Origin of the sequence: Gilvirhabdus luticola (assembly GCF_040117515.1) — a bacterium.
Classification (GTDB): Bacteria; Bacteroidota; Bacteroidia; order Flavobacteriales; family Flavobacteriaceae; genus Gilvirhabdus; species Gilvirhabdus luticola.
This window is the reverse complement of sequence record NZ_JBEEEN010000007.1, coordinates 88,612-101,968: the sequence shown is the minus strand read 5'-3', so window position 1 is coordinate 101,968 and position 13,357 is coordinate 88,612. Positions and strand designations below refer to the sequence as shown.

General features: G+C 31.6%; 13 protein-coding genes. 6 read left to right on the top strand and 7 right to left on the bottom strand.

All coding sequences use genetic code 11. The features are described 5' to 3' along the window. The first annotated feature begins 15 nt into the window (after window positions 1–15). On the top strand, window positions 16–432 hold the full coding sequence (locus AAFP94_RS12010; protein WP_316662981.1) for a hypothetical protein: 417 nt from the start codon (window positions 16–18) through the stop codon (window positions 430–432). A 118-nt stretch (window positions 433–550) separates the two neighbouring features. Beyond that, the gene (fsa, locus tag AAFP94_RS12005) at window positions 551–1,204 is read left to right on the top strand and encodes a fructose-6-phosphate aldolase (RefSeq protein WP_316662980.1); all 654 of its coding nucleotides are present in this window, start codon (window positions 551–553) and stop codon (window positions 1,202–1,204) included. 67 nt (window positions 1,205–1,271) lie between these two features. Here fsa and AAFP94_RS12000 read toward each other — a convergent pair whose 3' ends face one another. Beyond that, on the bottom strand, window positions 1,272–2,696 hold the full coding sequence (locus AAFP94_RS12000; protein WP_316662979.1) for a TlpA family protein disulfide reductase: 1,425 nt from the start codon (window positions 2,694–2,696) through the stop codon (window positions 1,272–1,274). Window positions 2,697–2,859: 163 nt separating this feature from the next. Here AAFP94_RS12000 and AAFP94_RS11995 point away from each other — a divergent pair, with 163 nt between their 5' ends. Beyond that, window positions 2,860–4,485: an ABC-F family ATP-binding cassette domain-containing protein gene (locus AAFP94_RS11995; protein ID WP_316662978.1), complete on the top strand. Its 1,626-nt coding sequence runs from the start codon at window positions 2,860–2,862 to the stop codon at window positions 4,483–4,485. On the opposite strand, the gene AAFP94_RS11990 is transcribed toward AAFP94_RS11995, so the two are convergent. Then, window positions 4,486–4,722, bottom strand: coding sequence for a putative signal transducing protein (locus AAFP94_RS11990; RefSeq protein WP_316662977.1), 237 nt, complete (start codon window positions 4,720–4,722; stop codon window positions 4,486–4,488). It abuts the gene before it with no gap. Window positions 4,723–4,832: 110 nt separating this feature from the next. Here AAFP94_RS11990 and AAFP94_RS11985 point away from each other — a divergent pair, with 110 nt between their 5' ends. After that, on the top strand, window positions 4,833–5,024 hold the full coding sequence (locus AAFP94_RS11985; RefSeq protein ID WP_316662976.1) for a cold-shock protein: 192 nt from the start codon (window positions 4,833–4,835) through the stop codon (window positions 5,022–5,024). A gap of 59 nt (window positions 5,025–5,083) precedes the next feature. Here the strand turns inward: AAFP94_RS11985 and pheT are convergent, their stop codons facing one another. After that, window positions 5,084–7,510 carry a phenylalanine--tRNA ligase subunit beta gene (gene pheT, locus AAFP94_RS11980; RefSeq protein ID WP_316662975.1) on the bottom strand — a complete coding sequence of 809 codons (2,427 nt, stop codon included), beginning with the start codon at window positions 7,508–7,510 and terminating at the stop codon, window positions 5,084–5,086. 189 nt (window positions 7,511–7,699) lie between these two features. On the opposite strand from pheT, the gene AAFP94_RS11975 reads away from it, so the two are divergent. Beyond that, window positions 7,700–8,917, top strand: a complete 1,218-nt coding sequence (locus tag AAFP94_RS11975; protein WP_316662974.1) for a peroxiredoxin family protein — start codon at window positions 7,700–7,702, stop codon at window positions 8,915–8,917. 206 nt (window positions 8,918–9,123) lie between these two features. Here AAFP94_RS11975 and AAFP94_RS11970 read toward each other — a convergent pair whose 3' ends face one another. From AAFP94_RS11970 to AAFP94_RS11960, 3 genes are read right to left on the bottom strand one after another with little or no spacing between them, the layout of a single operon-like run. Continuing rightward, window positions 9,124–9,270, bottom strand: coding sequence for a DUF2805 domain-containing protein (locus tag AAFP94_RS11970; RefSeq protein WP_409628704.1), 147 nt, complete (start codon window positions 9,268–9,270; stop codon window positions 9,124–9,126). A 48-nt stretch (window positions 9,271–9,318) separates the two neighbouring features. Beyond that, window positions 9,319–10,626 carry an ABC1 kinase family protein gene (locus AAFP94_RS11965; protein ID WP_316662973.1) on the bottom strand — a complete coding sequence of 436 codons (1,308 nt, stop codon included), beginning with the start codon at window positions 10,624–10,626 and terminating at the stop codon, window positions 9,319–9,321. 9 nt (window positions 10,627–10,635) lie between these two features. Beyond that, window positions 10,636–11,292 (bottom strand): TetR family transcriptional regulator C-terminal domain-containing protein, encoded by a 657-nt coding sequence (locus AAFP94_RS11960; RefSeq protein ID WP_316662972.1) that lies wholly within the window; start codon window positions 11,290–11,292, stop codon window positions 10,636–10,638. A gap of 364 nt (window positions 11,293–11,656) precedes the next feature. Between AAFP94_RS11960 and AAFP94_RS11955 the strand changes: the two genes are divergently transcribed. Then, window positions 11,657–12,757, top strand: a complete 1,101-nt coding sequence (locus AAFP94_RS11955; protein ID WP_316662971.1) for a DUF2911 domain-containing protein — start codon at window positions 11,657–11,659, stop codon at window positions 12,755–12,757. Window positions 12,758–12,813: 56 nt separating this feature from the next. Here AAFP94_RS11955 and AAFP94_RS11950 read toward each other — a convergent pair whose 3' ends face one another. Further along, complete coding sequence (locus AAFP94_RS11950) at window positions 12,814–13,257, bottom strand: YybH family protein (protein ID WP_316662970.1); 444 nt, start codon at window positions 13,255–13,257, stop codon at window positions 12,814–12,816. Between the last annotated feature and the right edge of the window lie 100 nt (window positions 13,258–13,357).

Here is a 13,357-nt window from a genome sequence, read left to right as displayed (position 1 = left end):
CATAACTTCTGAATTATGAGGCAAATTAATATTGTTTTCATTTTTATTTCCTTTTTGTGTCTAACTAGTTGTGAACAAATTATTGAATGTATCATAAACAAAAGCCCCGAATTACCTGATAAAGTTTTAGAGGTTGGACTTGTAAATGCTTATTATTCAGATTTTATTAATGCTGAAATTAAAAATGAACCACGGGATGATGACTATGGTTATTATTTTGAACTTTATGGTGAGTTGCCTGAAGGTATTGAGATGCTTGTAGATTACAGAAAAGTTTATTTTGAAGGCATACCTGTTGAATCAGGTAGCTTTGATTTTACAATATTGTTAAGTGTTGATCCGCCATTGTTTTATGATTTTGAAACTGACGAATATGAAGATTCATTATGTTCTTACAGTACAACCAAAGGTTATACAATAAGAATTCAATAATACTTATCTTTATTGAAAAGGTTGTTAATTAATTTTGAACAAAAAAAGATAGTATAGTTTCTTATTATTGTAAATTCGCAAACTTAAAAGCTAGTTTAATTTTTTTAAAATACAGATAATGAAATTTTTTATCGACACAGCAAATCTTCAACAAATTAAAGAAGCACAAGATTTAGGAGTCCTTGATGGAGTTACAACTAACCCATCATTAATGGCAAAAGAAGGGATTACAGGACATGATAATATTATGAAGCATTATGTAGATATTTGTAATATTGTGGATGGTGATGTGAGCGCAGAAGTTATTGCTACCGATTTTGAAGGCATGATTAGAGAAGGTGAAGCTTTGGCAGAATTACATGAACAGATTGTTGTTAAGTTGCCAATGATAAGAGATGGTGTAAAAGCCTGTAAATATTTTTCAGAAAAGGGTGTAAAAACCAATGTTACTTTGGTGTTCTCTCCAGGTCAGGCATTATTGGCGGCAAAAGCAGGTGCTACTTATGTTTCTCCATTTATTGGAAGATTAGATGATATTTCTACGGATGGATTAAATCTTATTTCTGAAATAAGACATATTTATGATAACTATGGTTTTGAAACACAAATTTTGGCTGCGTCTGTAAGACATACGATGCATGTTATTGATTGTGCAAAGCTCGGAGCAGATGTTATGACAGGACCTTTAAGTTCTATTGATGGACTATTAAAACATCCTTTAACAGATATTGGTTTAGCCAAGTTTCTGGAAGATTATAAGAAAGGAAATTAATGCATTAAAAGAATAAAAAAAGCCACAACATTGTTGTGGCTTTTTTTATTTATACCTATTCTTTTGTTTATTTATTGAGTAAACCTAAAAGTTGTTCTTCAAAGTTTACATTAAACATATTACCATTGCTAATTGCAATTTTTCCCTTACCATCTACAACCATAACTTTATTTATAGAATTAAGTGCCATGGCATCTTTAGCATCGTGTGGATTTGCAAATTGATATTCATTTTCAAATGGAAAATTATATTGTTTTAAAGCATTTTTCCAATTTTTAGTTTCATCTATATTTATATTAATTCCAACAAATTTTAATTCTGGATATTTTTGCTTCAACTCTATTACTTTGTTGTGACTTTCTATAAAGTGACCTTTCCATGCATAGGTCCAGAAATAGACTACGGTTGGTTTACCTTTAAAAAGTGAACTAGTAACCAATTCAGAATTGTTGTAATCTATCAATTTTATATTTGGAAAATCATAGCCAGGTTTTAATTTCTTAAGCGACTCTGTTAAATAAGCCAACTGTCTTTTATTGGGTTCACTAGAACTTCTACTTAAAAACTCTTTTAAGATTTTATCACAGCTTTCAATATTTTCTGTTGAATTCACATATCGAATAGCATAATGATACAATAATCTATTTTTGATATCAACATCAGTTGAAAGGCTGTCTATAAGTTTGATTTTATCTAGATTATAACATAAAGAGTTTCTCTTAAAATATTGGTCATCAGAATGTTTAAAATGTTCAGCTAATGCCAGATTATCAAAATGATATCTTAAAAAAGCATTATATGGGTAATAATCTTTAATTAGCGTATCGTTATAATCAATATCTTTTCTGTAGTCGTAAAAATGTTTAGGTAAAGACTCTAAATTTTTAAGTTCATTATGTCCATAATAAGCAAAAGGATAAATCTCTTTACTGGCATAATAGTTATAATTTATATTGTCCTTTGCAATTTTATAGAAAACTTCAGAGTCACCATTTTTAGCATAAAAGGTTTCTAATTTTTTAATTTTTTCATCGCGAAGCGAGTCTAATTTTTGTTCAAATTCTAATGGAGTTAATTGACTAAATTTCAACACATTTTCATATTCTGCTTCAGAATCAATAAACATATTGATAAGATAGTTGTTCTTTTTAGCTCCTTGTCCAGTAAAAACCAAAGATTCGTCAAATTCCATTGTATTGAGCCTGAACATAATGCTATCTCTAGGCTCTAACAATACAATTTGATATTCACCACCATGGAAAAATGAATAAAAACCAGTGGTTAAATCTTCAATTTTATATAAAAAACGGTTTTTATCATCAAGATAAATAGTATCTAATGGTTCTTCAGATTTTGATAAGACTACAAAATCACTGTTCGGATTTATAATCTCTCCACCAAAGTATGCATAATCTCCTTTTTCTGAAGTGACATTCTTTTGACACGCCACTAGTGTAAAAAGAATTATAAAAAGTAGGTAATATTGTTTCATAAATGTCTTCATCTAAAAAATAGATGTTATTTCTTTCTCAAACAAAAATATGTTTTGATTATGAAATGTGCTGTTAATACGCTGTTAAATATTAATATAATGCTATTTCTTTCGTCTAATGGATTGATTTTTTTACTTTTGCGCCAAATTTAAAAATTCAGCAATGCTAACAGTTTCGAATCTTTCAGTTCAATTTGGTAAACGCATCTTGTTCGACGAAGTCAATACAACCTTTAACCAAGGAAATTGCTACGGAATCATCGGTGCAAATGGTGCTGGAAAATCTACATTTTTAAAGATCCTTTCAGGAAAGCAAGATCCTACTTCAGGACATGTTTCACTTGAATCAGGTAAAAGAATGTCCGTATTAGAACAAAACCACAATTTGTATGATGAACATACGGTTCTTGAAACTGTTTTAATGGGAAACAAACCATTATTTAAAATTAAGACAGAAATAGATGCTTTGTATGCGGATTATTCTGACGAAAATGCTGATAAAATAGGGGAACTACAAGTACAATTTGAAGAAATGAACGGTTGGAATGCAGACAGTGATGCCGCTGCTTTGTTGTCTAATCTTGGAATTAAAGAAGATTTTCATTACACATCAATGTCTGATTTGGATGGAAAGCAAAAAGTACGTGTACTTTTAGCACAAGCCTTGTTCGGAAATCCTGATGTGCTAATTATGGATGAGCCTACTAACGATCTGGATTACGAAACGATTTCCTGGCTAGAAAACTTTTTAGCAAACTATGATAATTGCGTAATTGTCGTGTCTCATGACAGGCATTTTCTAGATGCTGTTTGTACCCATATTTCCGATATAGACTTTGGAAAAATAAATCATTATTCTGGTAATTATACCTTTTGGTACGAATCCTCTCAATTGGCAGCGAGACAAAGAGCACAGCAAAATAAAAAGGCTGAAGAGAAAAAGAAGGAATTGGAAGAATTTATTCGTCGTTTTTCTGCAAACGTTGCCAAGTCCAAGCAAGCTACGAGTAGAAAGAAGATGATAGATAAGCTTAATATTTCAGATATTAAACCATCAAGTCGTCGTTATCCGGCTATCATTTTTGAACAAGATAGAGAAGCAGGAGATCAAATCCTAAACATTGAAGGGCTTGCTGCTTCAATTGATGGCGAAACACTTTTTCAGAATATAGACTTAAATTTGACAAAAGGAGATAAAGTAGTTATCTATTCTAAAGATTCTAGAGCCGCAACCGCCTTTTATGAAATATTAAACGAAAATCAGAAAGCGGATTCCGGAAAGTATTCTTGGGGAATTACAACTTCTCAATCGTATTTACCATTGGATAATAGCTCATTTTTCAATAATAAATTAACCTTGGTAGATTGGTTAAGGCAATGGGCAACCACAGAAGAGGAAAGAGAAGAAGTTTATGTTAGAGGATTTTTAGGAAAAATGATTTTTAGCGGAGAAGAAGCTTTAAAAACAGCTAATGTACTATCTGGTGGAGAAAAAGTACGTTGTATGTTATCAAGAATGATGATGGTTAGGGCTAATGTCTTAATGCTTGACGAACCAACTAATCATTTGGATTTAGAAAGTATCACGGCATTCAATAACTCACTTAAAAATTTTAAAGGCACTGTTTTATTCACAACGCATGACCATGAGTTTGCTCAAACAGTTGCTAATAGAGTAGTGGAGTTAACTCCAAACGGAATTATAGACAGATACACTACTTTTGACGAATATATGCAAGACCCGAGAATTAAGGAGCTACGTCATAAAATGTATTCAGTAACAGTATAGTTAGTTTTGTAATTCTGAAGTTACATTTTCTACTACAGGAACTGCAGTATCCAATTCATCTTTGGTAACATAAACTTCTTGTAGACCAGGTATTGAAGACCCAAAACCAGCAAGTCTTGCAGATTCGGTTTCGTCTTTAATGACAGGCGTAATTCCTATGGCTTCTAGATGATCAGTAATAAGTTGAGCAATAATAAAACTTCCTGTATATATTTTGATGTAATTTGATTCTTTCATAATTAATTGTTCATCGTTCTTACAAGATACGAAAATTAATTCTGAATTAAAATATCGTAATCAACATTAATAATATTACATTTGTACTTTATTAATTTATATTTATTACAGTGAAAAACGGTACAGTAAAATTCTTCAACGAGTCTAAAGGATTTGGATTTATTATTGAAGAGGGATCGTCTAACGAGTATTTTGTTCATGTTTCTGGCTTAATTGACAGAATCTCTGAAGGAGATAACGTTGAGTTCGAATTAAAAGAAGGTAAAAAAGGATTAAACGCAATAAATGTTAAAGTAATTTAACGCATTAATTTTTTTAGAGTTTTGAAAAAGCCTGCTAATTGCAGGCTTTTCTTATAATATTAACGCAACTCTGCACCAAGCTCTTTTTCAAAATTGGTTTGAAGCTTCTTCATTATTTTATCTATTTGTTTGTCTGTAAGTGTTTTCCTTTCGTCTTGTATGGTAAAACTCACAGCATAGCTCTTTTTCCCCTTGGGTAAATTCTTACCTTGATAGACATCAAACAAATCAACATCTTTCAATAAATCCTTTTCAGTTTTCATTGCGATTGAATCAATTTGCTCAAAAGTAACTTGGTCATCAATTAGTAACGCAAAATCACGTCTTACTTCAGGATATTTTGGAATATTCTTAAAAACAATGGTATGATGTTTAATCAATTGTAAAAGATTATTCCAATTAAAGTTGGCAAATAGTACATCTTGTGAGATACCAAAATGTTTTAAAATCGGTTTTTTAACCAAACCAAACTCCACAATTAGTGTTTTGCCCAAAGACAGATTAATGCCTTCACTAAACACATCATTGGTAAATGGAGAAACTTTATAATTAGAAATGCCTAAACGGTCCAAAATAGAAGAAACAATACCTTTTAAATAAAAGAAATCACTTTGTTGAATTGGAGAATTCCATCGTTCTGTATTTTTATTTCCGGCAACAAACAAAGACAAATATTTATATTCTTCACGATTTTCATTCAATTGATGATAGGTTTTTCCAAACTCAAACAATTTCAAGTCATTTTGTTTTCTATTTAAATTATAACTTACAGCTTCAAGTCCAGAAAACAATAAACTTTGTCGTAACACACTTAAATCTTTGCTTAACGGATTTAACATTTCTACACTATGCTCACTTTGCAATTGCTCACTTAAATTCGTATAGCTTGGAGTAGTCAACGAGTTGGAAAGAATTTCGAAAAAGCCTTGGGCAACCAATTGATTTCCAATAATATTCTGAAGTTTATAGTCTTCAAATTTTGAGGAATTAGAAATAGAAGCATTAAGTTTTTGAGTTGTATCAACATTGTTATAACCGTAAACTCTTAAGATTTCTTCAATAATGTCTGCTTCTCGTTGTACATCATTTCTATAGGCAGGCACTGTTAATCCGAGTCCTGTTTCTGTTACATTATTAATTTTAATATCCAATGACATTAAAATGCGTTTTATAATGTCTCTAGGAATTTCTTGACCTATTAGTTTTGCAGCATTCTCAAAGCTTAAACGCACTTGGAAGTCTTCTATTTTTTTTGGATAAATATCCACAATATCACTTGTTATTTCGCCACCTGCTATATTCTGAATGAGTAGCGCAGCACGTTTTAGTGCATATTCTGTAATATTTGGGTCTATACCACGTTCAAATCTAAATGAAGCATCAGTATTCAATCCATGACGTTTTGCAGTTTTTCTGATACTTATTGGACTAAAATAGGCGCTCTCTAAAAAAATACTCGTTGTAGTTTCGGTGACTCCAGATGCAATACCTCCAAAAACACCTGCTATACACATTGGTTTTTCAGCATTGCAAATCATAAGATCATCTTCGTGCAATTCACGTTCAACACCATCTAATGTTACAAATTTTGTACCTTTTGGTAAGGTTTTAACAAGAACTTTGTTGCCATTGATTGTATTGGAATCAAAAGCATGTAGAGGTTGTCCCAACTCGTGCAACACATAATTGGAAATATCTACTACATTGTTTATTGGGCTCAATCCAATGGCTCTTAATCTATTTTGAAGCCACGTTGGAGAGCTCTCCACTTTAATACCAGAAATGGTGACACCACAATAACGTGGTGCTAAATCTTTATCAATAACTTCAACATCTATTTTCAGTGTGCGATTGTCCACATGAAATGAACTTGCGGATGGTGTTATAAGTTCTACATTTATGTCTTTCTGCAACAAACCAGCTTTCAAGTCGCGAGCCACTCCTAAATGACTCATGGCATCTGCTCTGTTTGGTGTCAATCCAATTTCAAAAACCTGATCATTCTCTACCTTAAAAACGTCTGCAGCTTTAATACCAACCTTTAACTTTTCATCTAATACCATGATGCCATCATGAGACTTGCCCAATCCAAGTTCGTCTTCAGCACAGATCATTCCATGACTTTCCTCTCCACGAATCTTTCCTTTTTTAATCGTCCATGCCTCGCCTTCAGGAGTGTACAATGTTGTTCCTATGGTAGCAACAGGTACTTTTTGACCTTTTGCTACATTAGGTGCGCCACATACAATCTGTAAATGGTCTTCAGTACCAATATTGACCGTAGTAATTTTTAGCTTGTCTGCATTTGGATGCTTTTTACAAGTTAAGACCTCACCAATAACGACACCTTCTAAACCACCTTTTACAGATTGAAATGTTTCAATACCTTCAACTTCAAGTCCCAAATCAGTAAGTAATTCACTTGTTTGCTCTGCTGGCCAGTTTATTTTAATAAATTGCTTTAACCAGTTATAAGAAATCTTCATGTACCATTTGCTGTTTAAGTGAGCAAAGATAAAATATTGAAGTCAGCATTCAAACAATGGGTTGCAAATTGTGAATGCAATTTTTACTAGCTCAATATATAAATCATAAAAAGAGGTTAAATAATGAGTCTCTGTTTTATTTATGCATTTTTTATTGTTTATTAGGTCAACAATTTTAGTATTGGTTTTATGATTAGATTTTTATTTTCCTCAATAATATTATTTTCTATTCTTTCTTGTGCTGATAAACCAACTAAAACCCTTAAAAAAGGTTTGTGGAGAGCGACATTGGAGGTTATGGATAATGAAATCTTGCCTTTTATTTTCGAAGTTAAAGGCGAAACAGAATTACATATTTATAATGATAAGGAGGTTATAGTTGTTGATGAAATCAACTACAAAGGAGATTCGGTGAATATAAAAATGCCTGTGTTCCAAAATTATATTGCTGTAAAGTTTTTAGATGAAAACAACTTGTCTGGCATTTTTATTAATCCAGAAAGAGATAGAATAGTAACCTTTAATGCTGAATTTGGTAATGAGAAAAGGTATTTTGTTTCTGATGAACCAAAAAGAGATTTGACAGGCAATTGGGAAATGCTTTTTAGCCCAAGAATTGAAGATGATGAATACATTGCTAAAGGTATCTTTAAGCAACAGCAAAATAAGCTTACGGGTACTATAAGAACCACGACAGGAGATTACAGATATCTGGAAGGAGTAGTAGAAGGAGAACATTTTGAACTCTCTACCTTCGATGGTTCTCATGCCTTTTTATTTACAGGCACGGCAACAGATAGTACTTTACAAGGTATGTTTTATTCAGGTAACCATTTTAAAGAACCTTTTATAGCTACGCGAAATGAGAATTACGAATTACCTAACGAAAATGAATTAACATTTCTAAAAGAAGGTTACGATAAATTGGCGTTTACTTTTCCAGATGCTGAAGGTAATTTAGTATCATTAGAAGATGACCAATTTAAAAACAAGGTAGTGATCGTGCAGCTTATGGGAACCTGGTGCCCTAATTGTCTAGACGAAACAAAATTTTACTCACAATTTTATAGAGAAAACACAAATAAAGATTTAGAGATAGTGGCTTTGGCTTTTGAGTATGCTAAAACGAATGAGATTGCCGTTGAAAACATAAAACGATATAAGGAGAAAGCGAATATTAACTATCCTATTTTGCTTGCACAAATTGGTGGTTCAAGCAAAGTAAAAGCACAGGAAAAACTGCCCATGCTTAATCATGTATGGTCTTACCCAACAAGTGTTTTTATTGATAAAAAAGGTAAGGTTCGGAAAATACATACTGGTTTTAATGGTCCAGCGACTGGAGAAAAATACGACGCTTTTAAAACCGAGTTTTATGCCTTTGTAAATTCTTTGTTGGAGGAATAAATTAGTCTTACACCATTCTATAGTATTAACGAATTTAGAATTATCAAATTAAATACTCATGAGACACTTACTAAGTTATAAATACTTAAAGAGACATTGTTTAAGGAGGTAGTTTATCTTTTTGAAATTTTGTTATTTCAATTGAGTTTTTGGCTAAAATATTAAAAAAGGGAAATATTATTATCATTTCTTTTGTTTTATGATTTTTAAAGATAATACTGTATTGACCCTTTTCGGCAAATCATGAATAAGGAAGATTTTAACTCACAACGAATGTTTTCTATAACTTTCCTTATAGAAGTTGCAAATTGAAGTTTAATTCCTCCAAATGATGTCCAATCTTCTTGAGCTATTTCAAAAATTCTATGTAGCTCTTTGAGTCCATGATTTGTTGAATTTATCTAGTTTGCGATATTGTTGATTTTTATATTTTGAGATTTTAAATCAAACATCAAATTATACAATCCAAAAAATGTACGATTCATATAGATAAAGTGTTTAGAACCTCTATTTCCATTCATTTTTCTTAATTCGGTATTCTTCGAATATTTTTCGCCTAAAGCGGCAATTTTTGTAAAAAATTCAGGATTTGAAAAATCAAAAACGTCTTGATGAAGTGGCATTGTGAATAAACTTAACATTTCGTGGAACATTTCGGTGAAAAATGAAATTTCTTCTTGAGTATCATCAGTTTTTAGTATTTCGAGTTCATACAATTTGTTAATAAAGCTAACTTTATTATGAATATTTTCTTCAAGAGCTAATTCAAAATAAGGCGTATAAAATTCATCAGGAATTTGTTTCATACAACCAAAGTCTAAAACAATCAAATTACCATTTTTTGATACAAGAAAATTTCCAGGATGCGGATCTGCATGCACTTTTTTAAGCTCATGTATCTGATACATATAAAAATCCCAAAGTGCTTGACCTAGTTGGTTTGATAATTCTTGGTTGTCATTATAAGCAGTAAATTCAGAAAGATGTTCACCTGCCATATAATCCATTGTAATTATGCGTTCTGAAGACAAGGCTTCATAGTATTTTGGAAATTTTAAATTGGAAATATGTGAACAAGCCTCTGCAATTTCCTTGCTTTGCTGAACTTCAAGAATGTAATCCGTTTCTTCGATAAGTTTATTTTCAACCTCTTTAAAATATTGGTCAGATCCTTTACCCTTAATATTAAACATACTCATTGCAATAGGTTTCACCATTGCTAAATCAGAGGCAATACTTTCTGAAACACCCGGATATTGAATTTTTACAGCTAACTTTTTTCCATTTTTTTCTGCAAGATGCACTTGACCTATACTCGCTGCATTCACTGATGTTGCATTAAAAGTATCAAATATTTCATAAGGTGATTTTCCAAAATATTTTTTAAAAGTTTTTATTACTAATGGAGGTGATAATGGGGGCACTGAAAATTGAGCTAGCGAAAATTTTTCAACATAAGCCTGTGGCATAATACTTTTTTCCATACTTAACATTTGTGCAACCTTTAGAGCACTTCCTTTAAGTTGTTTCAGGCCATCGTAAATATCAGATGCATTATTCTCATTCAACCTGTCTTTAGCTTCTATTTCTGTTTTAGTAAGTTTGTCTCCATAATATTTAATATAGTTAACGCCGACCTTGGCCCCTGTAGAAACAAGTTTAGTTGCGCGTTGTAATTTTGAAGTGGGTATTTTATCTATTGTTATCATGTGAGTGTTTTAGGACAATTGTACTTTTTCTTTAAATATAAATTTTCCGAAATCTATTAAGCTTTTAATTGGAGCCACATTTAGTACATCAAAACTTGTATTAACAGATTTCTCAATAAAAATGTCGGTCCTTTCAAAACTTGCCGATGTATCGTCCATCCAAAATTTTAATGTCAGTAACAGTTGTATCCATGCACTTTCTTTTAAACCATTCTTTTGAATTTTATCTAGCTGATTCTGTTTAGTTTCGATGAGTTCAATTCCTAGCTTCTCAATGTATTGTGTAAATGAATGCTTTAGTTTTGAAAGTTGTTTTAAGTTGCTTATATTGTTTATATCACTGCTTAAGGCATATTTTACATAGCTTCTATTTGCGGTTAAGTTTTCGAAAAAGGTGAAATAAAAACTTAATAATTTATTACGCGTTTCAAAAGCCTCATAGTCATTGCTTTTATGAAGAGTTTCTATGGTGTTATCAAAAAATGCTTTGAAAATATATTCTTCAACAGCTTGAAAGGATCCAAAGTATTTATAAAAATCTTGCTCTTTAAAGTTATTAGCTTTTGCAAAGGCATACACAGTTGGAGGTTGCTGATTATGTTCTAAAACATAATTCATATAAAAATCTATAATGTTTTTATTGGTAATGCTTTTTTTGTTTGACATAACAATATATTTTGTTTAACTTTTAGTAAAAATAGTTAGACAAAAATACAATGAATATTTTGTATTTCCGCATTTGAGAGCATGTATTTTTTTACTTTAACTCTTTTTTATGATGTAATCTGCCATTTATGATTTATCAGGGATTTTTAAATTGCAAATTATTCTTAACAAATAGTTAATTAACAGTTTACCAATTTACTTTAACATATTGCTAACAAGACATGATGTTTTAAGCAATTACTTTTAAAAAACGAATCAATAACAAAATCAATATGAAATTAGCAAACCCTTAAGCTAGAGATAGTGTTCGAGGCTTTCTTTTGCGAACTTCATATGACTTTATTAACCAATTAAACAATTACGCATGAAACATTTAAACAATTTATTTGGTGCAGGAGCTTTAATTTTTGCACTTTTTTTATCAACATTCTCACAGGCTCAAATAAATCAACCTCGTGGTAGTCAACAAGCAACAGTTTCACAACGTGTTGGTACTTCAGACGTTTCCATTACCTATGCAAGACCAAGTGTAAATGGTCGAGACATTTATGGTAACGTAGTGCCTTATGGAATGAACAATCTTGGGTTTGGAACATCTACAGCTGCTCCTTGGCGAGCGGGAGCAAATGAGAATACTACGATTTCATTTTCTCATGATGCCAAAGTAGAAGGAAAAGATATTAAGGCGGGTACCTACGGACTTTTTATAGAAGTTAAAGAAGGAGATCAAGCCACACTTATTCTATCAAACGATACTGATGCTTGGGGAAGTTTTTTCTATGACCCAAGCCATGATGCTTTAAGAGCAGATATTACAACCAAAACAGTGCCCAGTAGAGAATTGCTAACCTATGAATTTAATACTGTTAATCCTACATCTACGGTTGTATCATTGGTTTGGGGAACAAGAGAATTTCCTTTTACAATAGAATTTGATGTTACCGAAATTGTTTTAAATGAATTTAGAGAGAAAAGTAAAGGTCAATTAGGTTTCAATAGACAAAATTGGGAGCAAGCCGCTAATTTTGCTTTAAACAATGGAGGTGATTTAAATGAAGCATTAGGATGGATTGATGGCGCTATTGCTGGTAATTTCTATAGCCAGCAAACCTTTAATAATTTAGCAATTAAAGGGCAAATCCTTAATAAGTTGGGCAGGACGGCCGAATATGTAGCAGTTATGGATGAAGCATCAAGTACAGCAAATGCAAATCAATTGAACGTGCTTGGATATCAAATGCTGGGTGCAAAAGATTATGATAGAGCTTTAACTTACTTTAAAAAAGCTGCTGAACTAGATCCGACAAACCCAAATGTCTATGATAGTTTGGGAGAATGTTATAAAACCATGGGAGATAAAAAGAATGCAATAAAGAATCTTAGAAAGTCATTATCAATGAATCCGCCAGCTAACGTTAAGGCAAATTCAGAAAAGCTTTTAAAAGAAATGGGAGAAAGTATTTAGAAAAATCAACCAAAATACGATCAGTAATAAAAAAGGCTCAATTATTTGGGCCTTTTTTAATCCCAAACATATTTCCAACTGCCGTCTTTTTGTCGTTTCCAAACCGTATGAAAAATACCAGTATCTACCTGCTCATTCCCGATGGAGTCTTTGTATGTATAATAGTATTTGCCATAAGTGTAGGCGAGATCACCTGAATTTGATACTTCTACAAAGTCTGGTTTCCAATCCAGATTTTTTGAGTTTAAATTGCTGTAACGTTTGTCAATTGCTTCTTTACCAATGACGAGGTCATTATTTCTCATTAAGACAGCGTCATCAGCAGCAAAAGCTACAAATGCATCATGCATACCTTTTTCTTTGAGAAAGTTTGCAAATTTTGTTTCAGCATCAATGATTTCTTTTTTCCATTTTACTTTGTTTTCCTCATTTTTGTTTTGTTTACAAGAAAGAACAAACAATAAGCAAAGTTGGAAAAGTATGATTTTAAATCGAGTCATAAACTTATATTTTTTAATTAATAATTGTTAAAATAGTTGGTTTATTGGTTGAAGCTACAAAATCTACTTTCCATTTACCGTTATACTTCTTATAAATACC

Excerpts from the sequence above, each read along its gene's own strand:
- AAFP94_RS11995 (WP_316662978.1), top strand. The coding sequence starts at position 2,860 with ATGCTAACAGTTTCGAATCTTTCAGTTCAATTTGGTAAACGCATCTTG.
- AAFP94_RS11990 (WP_316662977.1), bottom strand. The coding sequence starts at position 4,722 with ATGAAAGAATCAAATTACATCAAAATATATACAGGAAGTTTTATTATT.
- AAFP94_RS11955 (WP_316662971.1), top strand. The coding sequence starts at position 11,657 with ATGAAACATTTAAACAATTTATTTGGTGCAGGAGCTTTAATTTTTGCA.
- pheT (WP_316662975.1), bottom strand. The coding sequence starts at position 7,510 with ATGAAGATTTCTTATAACTGGTTAAAGCAATTTATTAAAATAAACTGG.
- AAFP94_RS11975 (WP_316662974.1), top strand. The coding sequence starts at position 7,700 with ATGATTAGATTTTTATTTTCCTCAATAATATTATTTTCTATTCTTTCT.
- AAFP94_RS11965 (WP_316662973.1), bottom strand. The coding sequence starts at position 10,626 with ATGATAACAATAGATAAAATACCCACTTCAAAATTACAACGCGCAACT.
- AAFP94_RS12010 (WP_316662981.1), top strand. The coding sequence starts at position 16 with ATGAGGCAAATTAATATTGTTTTCATTTTTATTTCCTTTTTGTGTCTA.
- fsa (WP_316662980.1), top strand. The coding sequence starts at position 551 with ATGAAATTTTTTATCGACACAGCAAATCTTCAACAAATTAAAGAAGCA.
- AAFP94_RS11950 (WP_316662970.1), bottom strand. The coding sequence starts at position 13,257 with ATGACTCGATTTAAAATCATACTTTTCCAACTTTGCTTATTGTTTGTT.
- AAFP94_RS12000 (WP_316662979.1), bottom strand. The coding sequence starts at position 2,696 with ATGAAACAATATTACCTACTTTTTATAATTCTTTTTACACTAGTGGCG.
- AAFP94_RS11960 (WP_316662972.1), bottom strand. The coding sequence starts at position 11,292 with ATGTCAAACAAAAAAAGCATTACCAATAAAAACATTATAGATTTTTAT.